General features: G+C 38.4%; 13 protein-coding genes, 2 tRNA genes and 1 pseudogene. 11 read left to right on the plus strand and 5 right to left on the minus strand.

Annotated features, from left to right (window positions below; translation table 11 throughout):
* Nucleotides 1–33 precede the first annotated feature (33 nt).
* The 10 genes and pseudogenes from ASF92_RS09920 to ASF92_RS09960 all read left to right on the plus strand — a co-directional run bounded on the left by ASF92_RS09920 (nucleotide 34) and on the right by ASF92_RS09960 (nucleotide 10,053).
* A complete protein-coding gene (locus ASF92_RS09920; RefSeq protein WP_056093235.1) occupies nucleotides 34–1,446 on the plus strand; it encodes a glycoside hydrolase family 28 protein in 1,413 nt (470 codons plus the stop codon).
* Between the two features lies 1 nt (nucleotide 1,447).
* Nucleotides 1,448–2,404, plus strand: coding sequence for a family 43 glycosylhydrolase (locus ASF92_RS09925; RefSeq protein WP_056091767.1), 957 nt, complete (start codon nucleotides 1,448–1,450; stop codon nucleotides 2,402–2,404).
* A gap of 51 nt (nucleotides 2,405–2,455) precedes the next feature.
* Nucleotides 2,456–3,481: a LacI family DNA-binding transcriptional regulator gene (locus tag ASF92_RS09930; RefSeq protein WP_056091770.1), complete on the plus strand. Its 1,026-nt coding sequence runs from the start codon at nucleotides 2,456–2,458 to the stop codon at nucleotides 3,479–3,481.
* Nucleotides 3,482–3,711: 230 nt separating this feature from the next.
* Nucleotides 3,712–3,784 (plus strand) — tRNA-Gly (locus tag ASF92_RS09935).
* A gap of 68 nt (nucleotides 3,785–3,852) precedes the next feature.
* Nucleotides 3,853–3,936: transfer RNA gene (locus tag ASF92_RS09940), tRNA-Leu, on the plus strand.
* Nucleotides 3,937–4,327: 391 nt separating this feature from the next.
* Nucleotides 4,328–6,913, plus strand: coding sequence for a PAS domain S-box protein (locus ASF92_RS09945; RefSeq protein WP_056091774.1), 2,586 nt, complete (start codon nucleotides 4,328–4,330; stop codon nucleotides 6,911–6,913).
* Between the two features lie 208 nt (nucleotides 6,914–7,121).
* Entirely contained in the window at nucleotides 7,122–7,544 is a 423-nt protein-coding gene (locus ASF92_RS09950; RefSeq protein ID WP_056091777.1) for an SRPBCC family protein, read from the plus strand.
* Nucleotides 7,545–7,813: 269 nt separating this feature from the next.
* Nucleotides 7,814–8,257 (plus strand): annotated as a pseudogene (locus tag ASF92_RS09955) (dienelactone hydrolase family protein); the annotation flags it as partial.
* Between the two features lie 74 nt (nucleotides 8,258–8,331).
* Nucleotides 8,332–8,451 carry a dienelactone hydrolase family protein gene (locus ASF92_RS21500; protein ID WP_255353115.1) on the plus strand — a complete coding sequence of 40 codons (120 nt, stop codon included), beginning with the start codon at nucleotides 8,332–8,334 and terminating at the stop codon, nucleotides 8,449–8,451.
* A gap of 21 nt (nucleotides 8,452–8,472) precedes the next feature.
* A complete protein-coding gene (locus ASF92_RS09960) occupies nucleotides 8,473–10,053 on the plus strand; it encodes a hypothetical protein (RefSeq protein WP_056091780.1) in 1,581 nt (526 codons plus the stop codon).
* Nucleotides 10,054–10,068: 15 nt separating this feature from the next.
* Here ASF92_RS09960 and ASF92_RS09965 read toward each other — a convergent pair whose 3' ends face one another.
* The 4 genes from ASF92_RS09965 to ASF92_RS09980 all read right to left on the minus strand — a co-directional run bounded on the left by ASF92_RS09965 (nucleotide 10,069) and on the right by ASF92_RS09980 (nucleotide 12,563).
* On the minus strand, nucleotides 10,069–11,085 hold the full coding sequence (locus ASF92_RS09965; protein ID WP_056091784.1) for a YCF48-related protein: 1,017 nt from the start codon (nucleotides 11,083–11,085) through the stop codon (nucleotides 10,069–10,071).
* A gap of 7 nt (nucleotides 11,086–11,092) precedes the next feature.
* On the minus strand, nucleotides 11,093–11,524 hold the full coding sequence (locus ASF92_RS09970; protein ID WP_056091787.1) for a DUF2147 domain-containing protein: 432 nt from the start codon (nucleotides 11,522–11,524) through the stop codon (nucleotides 11,093–11,095).
* Between the two features lie 86 nt (nucleotides 11,525–11,610).
* Nucleotides 11,611–11,988 (minus strand): DoxX family membrane protein, encoded by a 378-nt coding sequence (locus tag ASF92_RS09975; protein ID WP_056091792.1) that lies wholly within the window; start codon nucleotides 11,986–11,988, stop codon nucleotides 11,611–11,613.
* A gap of 152 nt (nucleotides 11,989–12,140) precedes the next feature.
* Entirely contained in the window at nucleotides 12,141–12,563 is a 423-nt protein-coding gene (locus tag ASF92_RS09980; RefSeq protein ID WP_056091797.1) for a VOC family protein, read from the minus strand.
* 273 nt (nucleotides 12,564–12,836) lie between these two features.
* Between ASF92_RS09980 and ASF92_RS09985 the strand changes: the two genes are divergently transcribed.
* Nucleotides 12,837–13,799 (plus strand): GlxA family transcriptional regulator, encoded by a 963-nt coding sequence (locus ASF92_RS09985; RefSeq protein WP_056091800.1) that lies wholly within the window; start codon nucleotides 12,837–12,839, stop codon nucleotides 13,797–13,799.
* Nucleotides 13,800–14,276: 477 nt separating this feature from the next.
* Here the strand turns inward: ASF92_RS09985 and ASF92_RS09990 are convergent, their stop codons facing one another.
* The gene (locus ASF92_RS09990) at nucleotides 14,277–15,050 is read right to left on the minus strand and encodes an SDR family oxidoreductase (protein ID WP_056091802.1); all 774 of its coding nucleotides are present in this window, start codon (nucleotides 15,048–15,050) and stop codon (nucleotides 14,277–14,279) included.
* Between the last annotated feature and the right edge of the window lie 126 nt (nucleotides 15,051–15,176).

Consider the following 15,176-nt stretch of genomic DNA (forward strand, 5'->3'; position numbering starts at 1 on the left):
TGCTCCCATAAACAACAAAATCCTTTTATGAATATGAAAATTAAACTCCTCTTTGCCTTTATACTATGCTCATTTTCGGCCTTTGCGCAGCAGAAATATAACGTCATGGATTTCGGAGCCCTTGGAGATGGTAAAACCAACGATGCAAAAGCAATTCAAAAGGCGATAGATGCGTGTGCATCAGCAGGTGGCGGGCAGGTTGTTGTTCCCGGAGGCCATGTTTTTCTTGCTGGGCCATTTGATTTGAAATCTTTTGTTGATTTAAGGGTTGAAGGCGGCGCAAAAATTTTAGCGAGTACGGATGAGAAACTTTACACAAGGAGTGCGTTCAGAGAAAATAAGGGTGAAGGTACCATTTGGATTGGTGGTGAAAAGCTGGAGCAGGTAAGCATCACCGGAACTGGCACGCTTGACGGCAATGGCATCTCATTTATGGGTGAAGAACTCAACGATTCATACGTACTCAAACCCTTTAATGTAATTGATCCAAGGCCGCATTTGCTAACTCTGGTTGGTTGTAAAAAGCTGAACATTGATGGCGTTACTTTTCAAAATTCCGCCTATTGGACTGTTCATCTGATTGGTTGCAACGATGTCTCGATTTCCAATATCACTTTATTGAATAGCATCAAAATCCGCAACAGCGACGGAATTGATATCGATCACAGTAAAAACGTGAGAATTAATAATTGTTATATCGAATCGGGAGATGATTGCATTTGCCTTAAAAACCGGCGCGAATTTGAAGAATATGGTGCTTGTGAGAATATTGTAATCAGTAATTGTACAATGACCTCAAGTTCCTGCGCCATCAAAATCGGTTCAGAAAACATGGACCGGATCAGTAAAGTGCTCATAAACAATTGCAATATCGTAAACAGTAACCGCGGAATAGGCATTCAAAATCGTGATGAAGGAACAGTGAGTGACGTGATCTTTTCAAACCTGATTATCGAATCACGTCTTTTTTCTGATGTATGGTGGGGAAAATCGGAGCCCATTTATATTACTGCCTACCCGAGGGCTACCGCAAACAATAAAGATGCAGGCTGGCGTTTACCAAAAGGCCAGACCAAAGGTTATGTAGGTGCCGTTAAAAACATTTACTTCAGCAATATACGCTGTACTGGTGAAGGCGGGGTTTACATCAGCGGTGAAAACCAGGATAAGATTGATAATATTTATTTTGACCAGGTAAGTGTTTTTATGAACAAAACAAGTAAAGAAGCGGGCGGCCTTTACGACAGAAGGCCCAGCAATGTGGAAGGTTTGATCAAGAGCCCTATAGCCGGTTTTCACTTTGAAAATGCAGGTTACATTAGCCTGGCTAACAGTAGTGTAATGTGGGGAAATGCCAAGCCCATTTATGCGGGAAAAGCACTCGAAACTAAAAATGTAAAAAAAATAAATACCGTGAATTTTCAGGAACGCAGCAACAACAAGTAATATGAGAAAGATTAGCTACAGCCTGTTATTTTTATTAATCCTTAGCCTTCAGTTAAAGGCACAAAAAAAAATAAACCACCCTTTGTTGCCGGGTTATTTTGCTGATCCAACGGTGGTCGAAAACAAGGGCAGGTATTTTATATATTCCACCATTGACCCATGGGGTGCAAAAGAACTGGCTGTTTTTGAAACCAGGGATTTTATAAACTTTACAAGACACTATTTAAACTGGCCTACAAAGGAATTGTGTACCAGTCCGACTTCAAACACTTCCATGGTGTGGGCACCTTCTGTTGTAATTGGGAAAGACAATAAATTTTACATGTATGTATCGGTTGGCAGTGAAGTGTGGGCTGGCGTGAGCAATGCCCCGCTGGGTCCCTGGAAAAATATCAAATCCGACAACAGTCCTTTAATCAGCGCTAAAGATTTTCCGGAGGTCCACAACATTGATGCAGATTGTTTCATTGATGATGATGGACAGGCCTACTTATACTGGGGTTCAGGTTTTAACTGGGCAAACGGAAAATGCATGGCTGTGAAATTAAAGGCTGATATGCATACCTTTCTAGGAACGCCTGTTGAGGTTACGCCTCCCAACTATTTTGAAGGTCCTCACATGATTAAAAGAAACGGCCGCTATTTACTGATGTTCTCAGAGGGAAAAGCAATTGATGAAACTTACAGAGTTGGGTATTCAATTGGCGAAACACCATTCGGCCCTTTTAAAAAAGGCATTAACAGCCCTATACTGGCTACCATTCAAAATACCAAAACCATTGGACCAGGGCACCACAGTGTATTGAAATTCAAAGGCCAGGATTACATCATTTATCACCGCATTGTTCCTCAAAAAGAAAAATATGTTTTGAGGGAATTATGTATGGATAGCTTAAAATATGATATGCAAGGCAACATCATCAAGGTTATTCCAAAAAAAGAAACTAATCGTAAATAATTGCAGGATTCACTATTAACATACCTCAAAAGCGTAACTATCATCAACATAATGCAGAACAAGATATCCATTAAAGACATTGCAAAAATTACCGCAACCTCAATCACAACAGTTTCCTTTGTAATCAATGGCAAAGCAAGAGAGAAGAACATCAGTGAAGAAGTGATCAAAAGAGTTGAAAAAAAAGTAGAAGAGCTTGGATACAAACCAAATGCATTTGCAAGGGGACTGAGAACGGGAAAATCAAAGATAATTGGCTTTTTAGTAGATGACATATCCAAACCCTTCTTTTCAAGAATAGCTACCTCCATTGATCAAATGGCTTCATTGTATGGCTATAAGATTATTTTTAGCAGTTTAGGCCATGACCGCAATAGGGCAAAAGAAATATTTCAAATTTTTAAGGAGCGGCAAGTTGATGGCTACATTATTGCCATAACCGCCGGCATTGAGGAGGAAATCAAGACATTGATTGGAGTGGATACACCCGTTGTATTTTTCGACAGGTTTCATCCGGATTTTGAAGGAGACTTTGTTCTCAGCGATAATTACACCGCTACTAAAGATGCAACAAATCATCTGCTAAAAAATGGTTTTTGTAACATCGCTTTTATTACCATAGAAAGTGAGGAGCAGCAACTTATTGATCGCCTAAATGGTTATTGTGATGCTATATCGGAAGTTGAAAAACAAAAACAGGTGCTAAAATTAACGTATAACGACGGTCAGAATCCTACCAAACTGATTAAGGGTTTTCTTATGAAAAACCAATCTATCGATGCTGTCATATTTGCTACAAACTATCTGACAATGGACGGATTACAGTTACTAAAAACAAGAGACAAAGAAGTTATTTTAAACCGGGCTGTGCTATCTTTTGATGATTTTGAACTCTTAAGTTTCTTAACACCCACCGTTACCGCAGTTGAACAACCAATCGATGGCATCGCTGAAAATATAATAACGTTACTTATGAAAAAATTACAGCATCATGGACAAGCAGGCTCGCTACAGCACAAAACGATAGTCATTCCGGCTAAGTTAAACGTAAGACAATCTACGGTTCCCAGAAACTAAATTCTTGGTGAAGCTTAGAAATCCCTAATATACTGAACTGTACAGCCTGGAAGTTAAAATTTTAAGGCCTTGTTCGTTATTGATGCACCTGTAAATTCCCAGGAGTACACAAACCTTAAGCGTGGACGCGGCCTATTAAAAATCAAATTATCTAAAAATTTTTTTGATAATAAAACTTATTATCCTATATTTGCAACCCCAAAGGGAATACAGCGATTGTATTAATTTATGCGAAAGTAGCTCAGTTGGTAGAGCACGACCTTGCCAAGGTCGGGGTCGCGAGTTCGAATCTCGTCTTTCGCTCTAAATGCCTTCCTACCAGAAGGCATTTATTTTAGACATTAATTAAACTGAGCCATCAGTTAATTAATGCTCGGGTGGTGGAACTGGTAGACACGCAGGACTTAAAATCCTGTGCTTTCAAAGGCGTGCGGGTTCGATTCCCGCCCCGAGTACATTAAAAATCGAGATGAACCTTCCAGAAATGGGAGGTTTTTTGTTTTTTGATAATCGTCGTCAAGGTGAATTTATTTACAGTATTCTTTTTATCTCCATCCTGCTGTCGACCGGCAGTGCGAAATATTACGTTGGGCAAACTGAATAACATAGCGAAAAAATTGGCTCAGCATAAAGAAGCATAGCCATTAGTACGTCAACAGACTTCGTAACCAGAGTAGAAACAATGCAAAGAAAATTTCTATATCACTAAGGTAATATATTGTTGATTTTCTAACCCTTTTCCAGTGTTAGAATTGCGAATAAACCGCTTATTCTATTCTTTGATCCTAAAAACAAAAAAATACATCTGTTGTTATATCCGTTGAAAGATTCGAAACCTAACGCTAAATGAACTTTTTAGAGTCGCCATTATATAAGTCACTTTTTAACGATAATGTACCAAGAGTAATTCTTAAGCCGAATGTTCCTGATTTCACTATTGTTGATTATAATGACGCATTTAAAGAAGCTACGTACACTGTAGAAAGAAACGTTAAAGGACAATCGGTTTGGGTAGCCTATCCGAAAGATGACGCTAATGAAGGCACCAGAATTTTGTCTGACGGCCTTCATGATGCCGCCAAAACCGGCCAAAAAAAAATGCTACCCTCTTTTCAATATGACATACCTTCGGCTGATATGCGTTCAGTTGAACAGAGCTGGTGGCAGGCAGAAATAGAGCCAATTGTTGATTCAGATAATTCGGTGATTTTTTTACTCATAAAAACGGAGAATATCTCTGAGAGAATTAAGTCAAACAATGATATCGACAGCTATATTGAGCGCGAAAAAATCTTAAATAGGAGGTTATCAGATACCTACGATGAGCTTGCGCTATCTAATCAGGAACTTCAAGCGAATTTAGAAGACCTACGCACTACAAACGAAGCTTTAGCAACTTCAAGGTGGGATCTTCAAAATCTGAATGCAGAATTAGAAAATAAAATCCTGGAACGTACGAAAGACCTCCAGAAAAGCAGGCTTCTTCTCCAGAACATCGTTTCGACGGCAAACGTTGCCATGACGTTGCTTAAAGGAGCGGACTTAATTATTGAACTACCAAACCATAAAATGCTTCAAATATGGCAAAGACCATTTGAAGATGTAGATGGTAAAAGACTAATTGACGTATTCCCGGAGCTTAGCTCACAAAGATTTCCCAGCCTGCTTGCTGATGTTTTTAAAACAGGAAAACGCATTGCAATGCCTGAAGTGCCTGTAGATATAGCATTTCCAAATGGAGAAATGAAACTAATATATGTTGATTTTTCGTATGATCCCATTTTTGGAACAGATGGCCATGTGGAATATATATTGGCCACAGTTAATGACATTACCGCCCAGGTAGAAGGTTACAAGCAGCTTGAAGAGAGTAAATCAGAATTACAGGCAACAACTGAGGAACTGGCAGCTTCCAATGAAGAACTGTCTGCCACAAATGAAGAGCTTGCAGCAACTAATGAGGAGTTACAGGAAGCGCAAGAGAGCTTACTGATACAAAATGAAACACTCGCAGAAACAGAAGAAAGCTTACGACTGGCTCTGGCTTCGGGCAATTTAGGAACTTATAGTGTTATTCCTGGAACGGGTAAATTTGAGTTGTCGCAAAAAGCCCGGGAATTTTATGGGCTGCCATTTGATGAAGAAATTTCCTGGGAAGCAGTAACGGCCGCGGTAGTTCCTGAATATGTACAGGTAATTGAAAGAGCAAGAGTTAAAGCGCTCACCAAAAATGAGCCTTTCGACGTACAGTATCCAATAACTCAACCCAGCACGAATGAAATTAAATGGATAAGGGTAGTTGGTAAACGTGTACAAGCCACTAAATTAAGGCCAGCCAGATTTTTAGGGGTTATAATAGACATTACAAGCGAAGTTGAGCATCGTCTTGCCATTGAAGAAAGTGAAGACCGTTTCCGTAACATGGCTGAAGCGACCGATGTACTCATCGCAGTTAGTGATTTAAACGGGGGTGCAAATTATTTTAATAATGCCTGGACCAGGCTTACAGGACGCGCAATGAATGACCTTTTGAAGTCAGGATGGACAGACTTAATTCACCTTGAAGACAAACAGCGTTTTTTGAACATCTATTCATCCGCTTTCGCAAAAAAAGAACCTTTCAGCGGGGAATTCAGAATATCAGGAGTTGATGGTGAGTACAGATGGTTATTGGCTAAAGGCACACCACGTTTTCATACGGATGGCAATTTTATGGGCTACATCAGTTCTAGTGTCGACATCACTGAACTTAAAAAGGATGAGATAAGAAAAAATGATTTTATCGGTATGGTGAGCCATGAACTTAAAACGCCACTTACGGCTATAAGTGGTTTTGTGCAGGTGCTTCAGGCAAAAGCTAAAAAAACAGAGGATAATTATTCACTGTTAGCACTCAACAGGGCTTATAATCAGGTAAAAAAGATGACCAATATGATTAATGGATTCTTAAATGTATCCCGATTGGAATCCGGTAAATTGTTAATTGAAAAATCTCATTTTCAACTTGATGAATTGTTAAAAGAACTTATCGATGAAAGTGACATAGTACAATTTTCACATGAAATTAAGCTTTATGTGAAAGATCCTGTGGCCATATTTGCCGACAGAGATAAAATCGGCAGTGTGGTTTCAAACCTGCTGAGCAATGCGGTTAAATACTCCCCGGCGGGTACCAGCATTGAAGTTAAATGTGAAGTTGTTGAAGATAAGGCTTTGATAAGTATATCTGATCAGGGTATCGGAATCGATGCTGAAGATATAGAAAAACTTTTTGACCGGTATTACCGGGTTAATAAGCACCATACGGTTTCAGGATTCGGCATAGGGCTGTATTTAAGCGCAGAAATTATTGAACGGCATAACGGAAAAATCGGAGTGAAAAGTGAAGCTGGGTCAGGTTCAACTTTTTATTTTGAAATCCCCATACAATGAAAGCGATGACACCGCTCAAAAAAACCTTTTTTCGTTATTTTGATTTCATTCCCCCAAACCCTGCCGATTTAAACCAGTATTCATAATTCATTTGTTACCAAACTGAAGTTAACAGGATGGCATCGCCCTTTATTTGTCTCATTTACCCTTCTTTTTAATGTAATCTTCTATTATCTTTATCAAACAAAAATCTATTATAGTTATAGAAATGAGTCAAATTACGATTAAAGCATCGGTAAATGGGTCAATTGAAAAGGTTTGGGAATTCTGGAACAACCCTGAACACATTAAGAACTGGGCGTTTGCATCTCCTGACTGGCATGTACTAACTGCTGACAACGATTTACGTGAAGATCGAAAATTTTTGACAACGATGGCAGCAAAAGACGGCAGTAAGAGTTTTGATTTTAGCGGCACCTATTCAAATATTGAAAAATATAAGTTAATTGAATATATACTCGAGGATGGAAGGAAGGTAAAAATTCTATTCGAAGGTAGTGGGGATAATATCCTCATTACGGAAACATTTGACGCGGAAAACACCAACCCGGTTGAAATGCAGAGAGTAGGCTGGCAGGCTATTCTTGACAACTTTAAACGGTATACCGAACAATCCTCATCATTTAACTAAAATAAATATTTAATAATATACCTTTATCCAGGCATCGCCGATTAAATTTCTTCCGCATGAACCAAAAAATTATTAACCTCTACGATAGCTACACCCATAGCCAGTTGAGCAGAAAAGAATTTATGAAAAAGCTTGCCATTTTAACCGGCAGTACTGCTTTGGCATTAACTGTTTTACCACTGCTTGAAAACAACTATGTAACTGCTGCAGAATTCGATAGCGATGAAATCACTTCAGCCGAAATTACTTTCCCTGGTGTTGAAGGAGATATGAAAGCCATTTTAGCTCAGCCAAAAGGCAAAAGAAAATTGGGTTCTGTATTAGTTATACATGAAAACAGGGGGTTAAATGCGCATATTATTGATGTTACCAAACGCATAGCAGCTGAAGGATTTATTGCGCTAGGCATGGACGCACTGTCACCTCTAGGTGGCACCCCTGTAGATGAAGATAAAGGAAGAGAATTAATTGGAAAATTAGATCCTGAAAAAAATCTGCAGAATCATTTAAAAGCTTTGGATTATCTGCGGAATATTAAAAGTGGAAATGGAAAAGTTGGCTGCATAGGATTTTGCTGGGGAGGCGGAATGGCGAATAGACTCGCTGTAAATGACCCTAAACTACAAGCTTCTGTTGCCTACTATGGCGCCCAGCCAGCTGCTGCTGATGTCTCCCAAATAAAGGCAAGTGTAATGATGCATTACGGAGGCTTGGATGAACGCATCAATGCGGGTATTCCAACCTATGAGGCTGCAATGAAAGCCTCGAATATTGTTACAAAATCTTCATCTACGATGGTGTCAATCATGCGTTTAATAATAACACATCACCCACGCGGTATAATGAAGCCGCAGCAAAATTGGCGTGGCAACGCACAATAGATTTGTTCAGGAGTAAATTAAGTTAATAAATTGTTTTTGAAAACAGAATGAAAAGTAACTTCAATGCCCTTGTTATTTTTTTAATCATATGTTCCTGTACGAAAAGTCCGGAGACAGCTGAACAGGTGAAAATTACCCAGAACCCGGGCAATACTACTTCTAATATAGCATTTAAAAACTACCTGGGCGTTAACGCCTTTGAATGGGATTTCGTGGAGCCTAATAAATCTGATGTAATCAGTGAAAGGAGAATATCGGTGATTAATTGCTTTGGAGGGATTAGACACTACCTTGATTGGGAACGAATGGAATCTACGGAGGGAAAATATACCTTTAACCCTACGCATGCTGGCGGTGCTTACTACGATGTAATGTATAATAGACTGAAGGCAGACGATATGAGCTTATTAGTATGCATCAAAAACGACCCACGGTGGCTAATTGATACCTATCCTGCCGACCAGCGTGGCGCAGATAATACGCCTGTGAATTATGGAGCAGATAAAAGCAATCCGGCGTCTTACATCAAACAAGCGAAAATGGGTTTCCAATTTGCGGCTAGATATGGCTCCAATAAAAACATTGATTCAGGCTTGGTTAATGTAAATACCGCCCCTAGATGGACAGACGACGATCCGAATACGGTTAAAATTGGCTTGGACCTTGTAAAATATATTGAATGTAATAATGAACCTGATAAATGGTGGGCAGGAAAAAAGGCACAACAAACACCTGAAGAATATGCGGCAAATTTATCTGCTTTTTATGATGGCAACATGGGTAAACTTGGAAAGAACGTCGGTGTAAAAACCGCAGACCCTAATATGAAAGTCGTTATGGCTGGTTTAGGCGATGCGAAACCGGAATTCGTCGTAAAAATGATTCAATGGTGCAGGAAAAACAGAGGGTTAAAAAAAGATGGAAACGTAAACCTTTGCTTCGATGTCATTAATTACCACCTTTACCCTAATGATGCTTATTTGAATGGTGGTAAGGCTTCAACGGGCGTAGCGCCAGAGCTTTCGGAAATAGGTCCTGTTGCGGATAATTTTTTAAAAATGGCCAAAGAATACGCACCGGGTATCGAAGTGTGGGTAACTGAAACAGGTTACGATGTTGGGAAAACACCTCAGGCCGCCATCGCTATTGGAAAGAAATCGTCTTTTGTAACGCAGGCAGACTGGAATTTAAGAACGTCATTGTTATACGCCAGACATGGTATATCCAGATGTATGTTCTATATGCTTGATGATGCAGGCGGCATCGATAATCCAGTACAATACAGTTCTTCGGGATTCCAAAATGACGACTTATCCAGAAGGCCATCTGCGGATTACATGCTTCAGGCTAAAAAGTTAATGGGCAATTACGGCTATTCAGCTACCTTAAGTAATCAACCCCTGGTTGATTTATATAAGCTGGATAAGAAGGAAATTTACGTACTCACCGTTCCTGATCAAAAAGGAAGAACCGCAACTTACCAGCTTGATTTAGGCACATCAACACAGGCCATCATTCATACCTTGCAAATCGGCAAAGATGAGATGGCTCACAAAACAGTAAGTATCAAAAACGGTAAGCTCCAGATTGAAGTTACAGAAACACCGGTATTTGTTGAAAAAATATAAGCGGAAAACAAAAATCTATTTTATCTGTAGCTGGTAAATAAATCCCCTATTTCCGGCAAGCAAAATTAATTTGCCTTTTTTTGCTTTCTGAACTGAATTAAAGCTTAAATCGGAAATGTGTTCCCAATTTTTACCACCATCCTTAGATACATCCGTTCCCGATGTGCCGGTGGCGACCAATGTATTTTTATCAAGATAAGCAACACCAGATCGAAATCCTTTCACAGGTGTTTCAGGTTTAGACCAGGTTTTACCGCCATCATTAGTGAGCAGGATGTTATTGCTGTTATCTTTGTCCTTAATATAATTTCCGCCAACAACAACGCCGATTCTGGCATTGTAAAAATCAATCGAAAATGGTCCTGTCGTACTTTCTCCCTGCCAAATCGGACAACTAAAAATTTGCCAGGTCGAACCATAATCAGGTGAAAAATAAATGTTCGAAACTGTTCCGCCACTTGCAATCCAGATTTTACCACCCGGTAATGTTTTAATCGTGGTGCCACTGGCTGCAAATCCTGCCTCTCCATTTGTTAACGGCACAGCCAGGTTTGATGAAATGTCGAGCCACACGCTACCTTCATTAACTGTTTTTAGCAGTTTCATCTTATTATTGATGGGGTCGCCGAAGATAATTGCCCTATTTTTATCCCAGAAACCAAGTCCGTCAAGGAAGATAGCCGTATCTACGTTTTTATACGTTTCCAACCAGCTTTCTCCCCCATCAACTGTTTTTAAAATATAGGCCGGCGAACCGGCATTAACTAATATAGCTTCCTTTTCATTGAAAGCTTCAATATCTCTGAAATCCAGTTTTTCATAACCATTAGGCTTTATCCATCGCCAGGTTAAGCCACCATCAAGGGTTTTACCTACCGATCCATTGCTTCCGCTAACCCAGGCAATTTTATCGTTAACCACACTTAAACCCCTGATGCTGGTTTTAGTGTTCTCGTTTAAGGATTTAATGGTATAAGTTTGGGCAGCGCAAAAAAAAGGTGCCAAAATGAGGCACCATATTAATTTAGTCATTTCAATTCTATTTAACTCGTTTAAAGGTTTCAGACCGGCCTAACAATGAAATACCTATATAACCCCTGACCGTCATAACGTCATTACCTTTTAAAGATATATTACAGCTATATGTTTTACCACTTTTCGGGTCATAAATTGTACCATCGGTCCATTTGCCATCATCGTAAACAAAATCTTTTAAAATTTCTAAATTCAACAAAGACCGGTTACGTAAGTTTGCTGATGGATTTTTAGCATCTGTTTTAGGCTTTCCATTTAAATTTGGTTCTTTAAGCCAGGCTAATTTACCATAAAATTTATCACCCTTTTTGTAAATTTCTATCTGGCCTTCTCCTGAAGGATTTAACCACTTACCAACGATTGCATCTTTACTTTGTGCCATCGCAGTAAAGCTTATTGCTGCAAATAGCAGCACTAAAACTTGGAACTTTCTCATAATCGATTTCTATTTAGTGTTTTTAAAGATAGTGATTTGCATTTTCTATGCAAACATAATAAATAGAAAATTTTATAATTAATGTATTACTTCGAAAGTATCGGCAAATACTTTTGCCTGTATGCATAAAACAGGAACAAGTTAAATAACAACATAACAGCAACCATTGGTAATTCCTTCGGACCTAAATAAAAGTGGTAAAGGAATATATTTAGCGTAACAGGAAAAATTATAAGCGCAGCCAAGGGGGCTGTTCTGCCAACTAAAAGCATAATCCCGGCAACTAGTTCCGTTACTTTAATCAACGGCATCAAATACACCGAAGCCATAACACCAGCCATGAATGTGCTTTGCGATGCAGTCATTTGGGGTTGTTCGGGCATGTATTTCATAAAATAACTAACAGACGCAAATAAATACATAGCGCCAAGCAGCACCCGAACAATAATCGTTGCAATTTTCATAATGTGTTGGTTTAGATTTTTGGTTAAATAAAAATATTAAAAAATATGGCATCAAAAAACAGTTGATTGAGCTTATTTGTCTCTTGTTAAATTTCAAATTAACCTGTTTAGCTGCCTCATACGCTATTTATACTAAATTATATTCGACGACATTATTTTTTATCGTAATCATAATTAACCATCCATTGGATTCCGAACTTATCAGTCAACATACCAAATAATGCATTCCAGAATGTTTTTTCCATTGACATGGTTACTTTCCCCCCTTCTGAAAGGTTCTTGAATATTGTATAAGCTTCATCTTCGCTTGAGGCATCTACCGAAATTGAAATACCAGTTCCAAATGTCGCGGGAGGCATTGGCTCAGTAATATCTGTACCCATTAAAATATTTCCCCCTATCGGTAACGCGATATGCATTAATTTTTCCTGATCATCAGTTTTCATACCTTCACAACCAGGCATGTCCTTAAATCGCTGAACGGCGAGAAATTGCCCCCCAAAAACAGATTTGTAAAAATTAAACGCTTCTTCGGTGTTTCCATTAAAATTTAAATACGTGTTTACTGTTGCCATTATCTTGTGTTTTTAGTTATTTTACTATTAATCTTATCTGCAAACAATGCTGATTTTCGCACAACCATTTCTCCACATTTTAAACGTTGTAGATTCTTAAATAAGGTAAGACAATACTTTCCCAGGTGGTTATTTCTTGTTTTTTTTGAAAACTAAAATCAGTATTTAAATTTAAAATGTTTTTAGGTAATTTTTGCTTGCTGTTAAAGTCAAGTTTAGGGGTAGTTTAAGACAATAATTTATATCTTTAATTTTGCTAAAACACCTAACCGAATGATTAATATCGCCATTCTGATTCCTGAAAAATATAAGCTTTTAAGTGTTGCTGCCATTTTAGAGGTTTTTGAGACTGCAAATAAATTCCAGTCGATTAACAGTTTTGAAGTTCCTTTCGATATTTCCCTGTTAACCCAGGCCAATTACAGGGATGCTTCTTTTGAATCCTATAAATCAGCAACTATCGATGAACCGGGAAACTTCGAACTTATTCTTATTCCATCTTTTACAACTGATAACATGAAAAGTACGCTAGAATTGAATCAGGATTTCATCCCATGGCTAGTAAATCAATACCACTCCGGTGCCGAAATTGCTACCTTTTGTACAGGCGCTTTTTTGCTTGGCGCCACAGGCTTATTGGACGGAAAAACAGCTACCACCCATGTAGATGCCTGTGCTGCCTTCTCAGCTGCTTTCCCTGCTGTTCAACTGAAAGCGGATAAAACGGTGACCCAGGACGGCAGGTTATTTACAAGTGGTGGTGCCACCTCTACCTTCCATCTTTTGCTGTACTTATTGCAAATCCACTGTGGCAAAGATTTGGCCATTAAAACAGCCAAATTATTTGCAATCGATATGGATAGACATAACCAATCCTACTTTAGCTCCTTCCAACCAAAAAGACACCATAACGACGAGATTGTCGCTTCTGCACAGGAAAAAATTGAAAGCAATTATCAGGATGTTGCCACTATTGAAGAAATGATAAAAGACATTCCCTCCAGCAGAAGAAATATTGTAAGGCGGTTTAAGCAGGTAATTGGCATTACGCCAATTGAGTACCTGCAGCAAACCCGAATTGAGGCGGCGAAAAAGCTCCTGGAGCAAACAACACAACAAATGACTGAAGTGATTTATAATTCTGGGTATAATGATCCAAAGGCTTTTAGAAAAATATTCAGAAAAACTGTGGGCATGACGCCTTCTGAATACAGGGATAAATTTCAAATCAAATAAAATATCCCATTTCCCAAGAATTTAATCGGTTTATTAAAATCGTTACGATAAAATGAAAAATAATAAAGAATAATAAAATAATTGTGGTTAACTTAACGTTATTAAATTTTAACCAAATAATTATATTATGAGCACAATACTTTTAATTGTTGGTTCTTGCTATTTTATTTCACTTATTGCAATGGTTTGCTGCTACTATTCTGCAGAGCCAATGCCAAGCGACTTCGAAAAGTTTTAGAATTTTATAATGTTTTTTGGCATTGCTTGCTAAATAAATCTATTTATTCTTTGGTCTAGTTATCAAGGATATACCTTTATTACGAACTTTTACCAGTAACTTAATAAGCTGTTAAAAAAAGAACGATTTCTAAAACCGTTCTTTAACGGTCTGTTTTGGGCCTGCGATAAATTCCTAAGTTACGTTCCTGAAAAGTTCAGGTGTTCTTATTCCATTGTATTAACAAAGTTTGACGATTATCACCCCTGACTTGCTAAGTTTTTTTTGATCTTCATCATAATCCCATCGGGAACAAAATTTGGAAGCTTGGTATTGAACCAGTTCTGAAAGCCCACAACTTTTTGACCATTCCCTTCTAACAGGTGCTTTACACCCTGGATTGCTACATCTTTTGGATGCATCGGTTTGGTTTTGTGCAAATTGGTCGTCTGCATTTCAGACGTGGTAAATCCGGTATCCACCGTTCCGGGATAAAGGGATAAAACGTTAACCCCCGTCCCTTCCAATTCAGCATCAAGTGTTTCACTAAACGCCTTTACGAAAGCTTTGGTTGCGGAATAGACAGAAAAATATGGCATTGGTAAAAAAGACACTACTGACGCTATGTTCATAATTTTACCAGATTTCCGGTTAACCATATCCTGTGCAAAGAGCTTGCTTAATACAACTAAACTTGAAATATTTAACTGAATCATACTTAGTTCTTCTTCTAATGGTGTTTCAGTAAAACTACCATAGTTGCCTACGCCTGCATTATTTACCAGGTGAGTTACTAACAAGTTTTCATTTTTAACTTTTTTGTACAGCGCCTTAGCAACATTTGCATCAGAAAGGTCTGCAGCGAAATACTGAACAAGATTGCCATATCTTTTTGTTAAATCGGCTTGCATTTGCTTCAATTTACTTTCGGTACGGGCTACCAAAATCAGATTCATTTTTTTTTCAGCTAATTGATATGCCATTTCGTATCCAATTCCGGATGATGCTCCGGTGAGCAAGATATATTCTTCCATTTTATTAATTTAATATGATTAATATTTTATTTCGTTTTATAAAGCATTCAGTTTATCCGCTATTTGAGGAAATCTGCGTCCTGATCTGCTGGATTTGGATGGGTATAAAAACTTCCCCTGTAGGGA

This window comes from Pedobacter sp. Leaf176, from assembly GCF_001424305.1.
GTDB lineage: Bacteria > Bacteroidota > Bacteroidia > Sphingobacteriales > Sphingobacteriaceae > Pedobacter.

Coding starts and splice junctions, on each gene's coding strand:
- ASF92_RS09920 (WP_056093235.1), top strand. CDS start 34: ATGAAAATTAAACTCCTCTTTGCCTTTATACTATGCTCATTTTCGGCC.
- ASF92_RS09925 (WP_056091767.1), top strand. CDS start 1,448: ATGAGAAAGATTAGCTACAGCCTGTTATTTTTATTAATCCTTAGCCTT.
- ASF92_RS09930 (WP_056091770.1), top strand. CDS start 2,456: ATGCAGAACAAGATATCCATTAAAGACATTGCAAAAATTACCGCAACC.
- ASF92_RS09945 (WP_056091774.1), top strand. CDS start 4,328: ATGAACTTTTTAGAGTCGCCATTATATAAGTCACTTTTTAACGATAAT.
- ASF92_RS09950 (WP_056091777.1), top strand. CDS start 7,122: ATGAGTCAAATTACGATTAAAGCATCGGTAAATGGGTCAATTGAAAAG.
- ASF92_RS09960 (WP_056091780.1), top strand. CDS start 8,473: ATGAAAAGTAACTTCAATGCCCTTGTTATTTTTTTAATCATATGTTCC.
- ASF92_RS09965 (WP_056091784.1), bottom strand. CDS start 11,085: ATGACTAAATTAATATGGTGCCTCATTTTGGCACCTTTTTTTTGCGCT.
- ASF92_RS09970 (WP_056091787.1), bottom strand. CDS start 11,524: ATGAGAAAGTTCCAAGTTTTAGTGCTGCTATTTGCAGCAATAAGCTTT.
- ASF92_RS09975 (WP_056091792.1), bottom strand. CDS start 11,988: ATGAAAATTGCAACGATTATTGTTCGGGTGCTGCTTGGCGCTATGTAT.
- ASF92_RS09980 (WP_056091797.1), bottom strand. CDS start 12,563: ATGGCAACAGTAAACACGTATTTAAATTTTAATGGAAACACCGAAGAA.
- ASF92_RS09985 (WP_056091800.1), top strand. CDS start 12,837: ATGATTAATATCGCCATTCTGATTCCTGAAAAATATAAGCTTTTAAGT.
- ASF92_RS09990 (WP_056091802.1), bottom strand. CDS start 15,050: ATGGAAGAATATATCTTGCTCACCGGAGCATCATCCGGAATTGGATAC.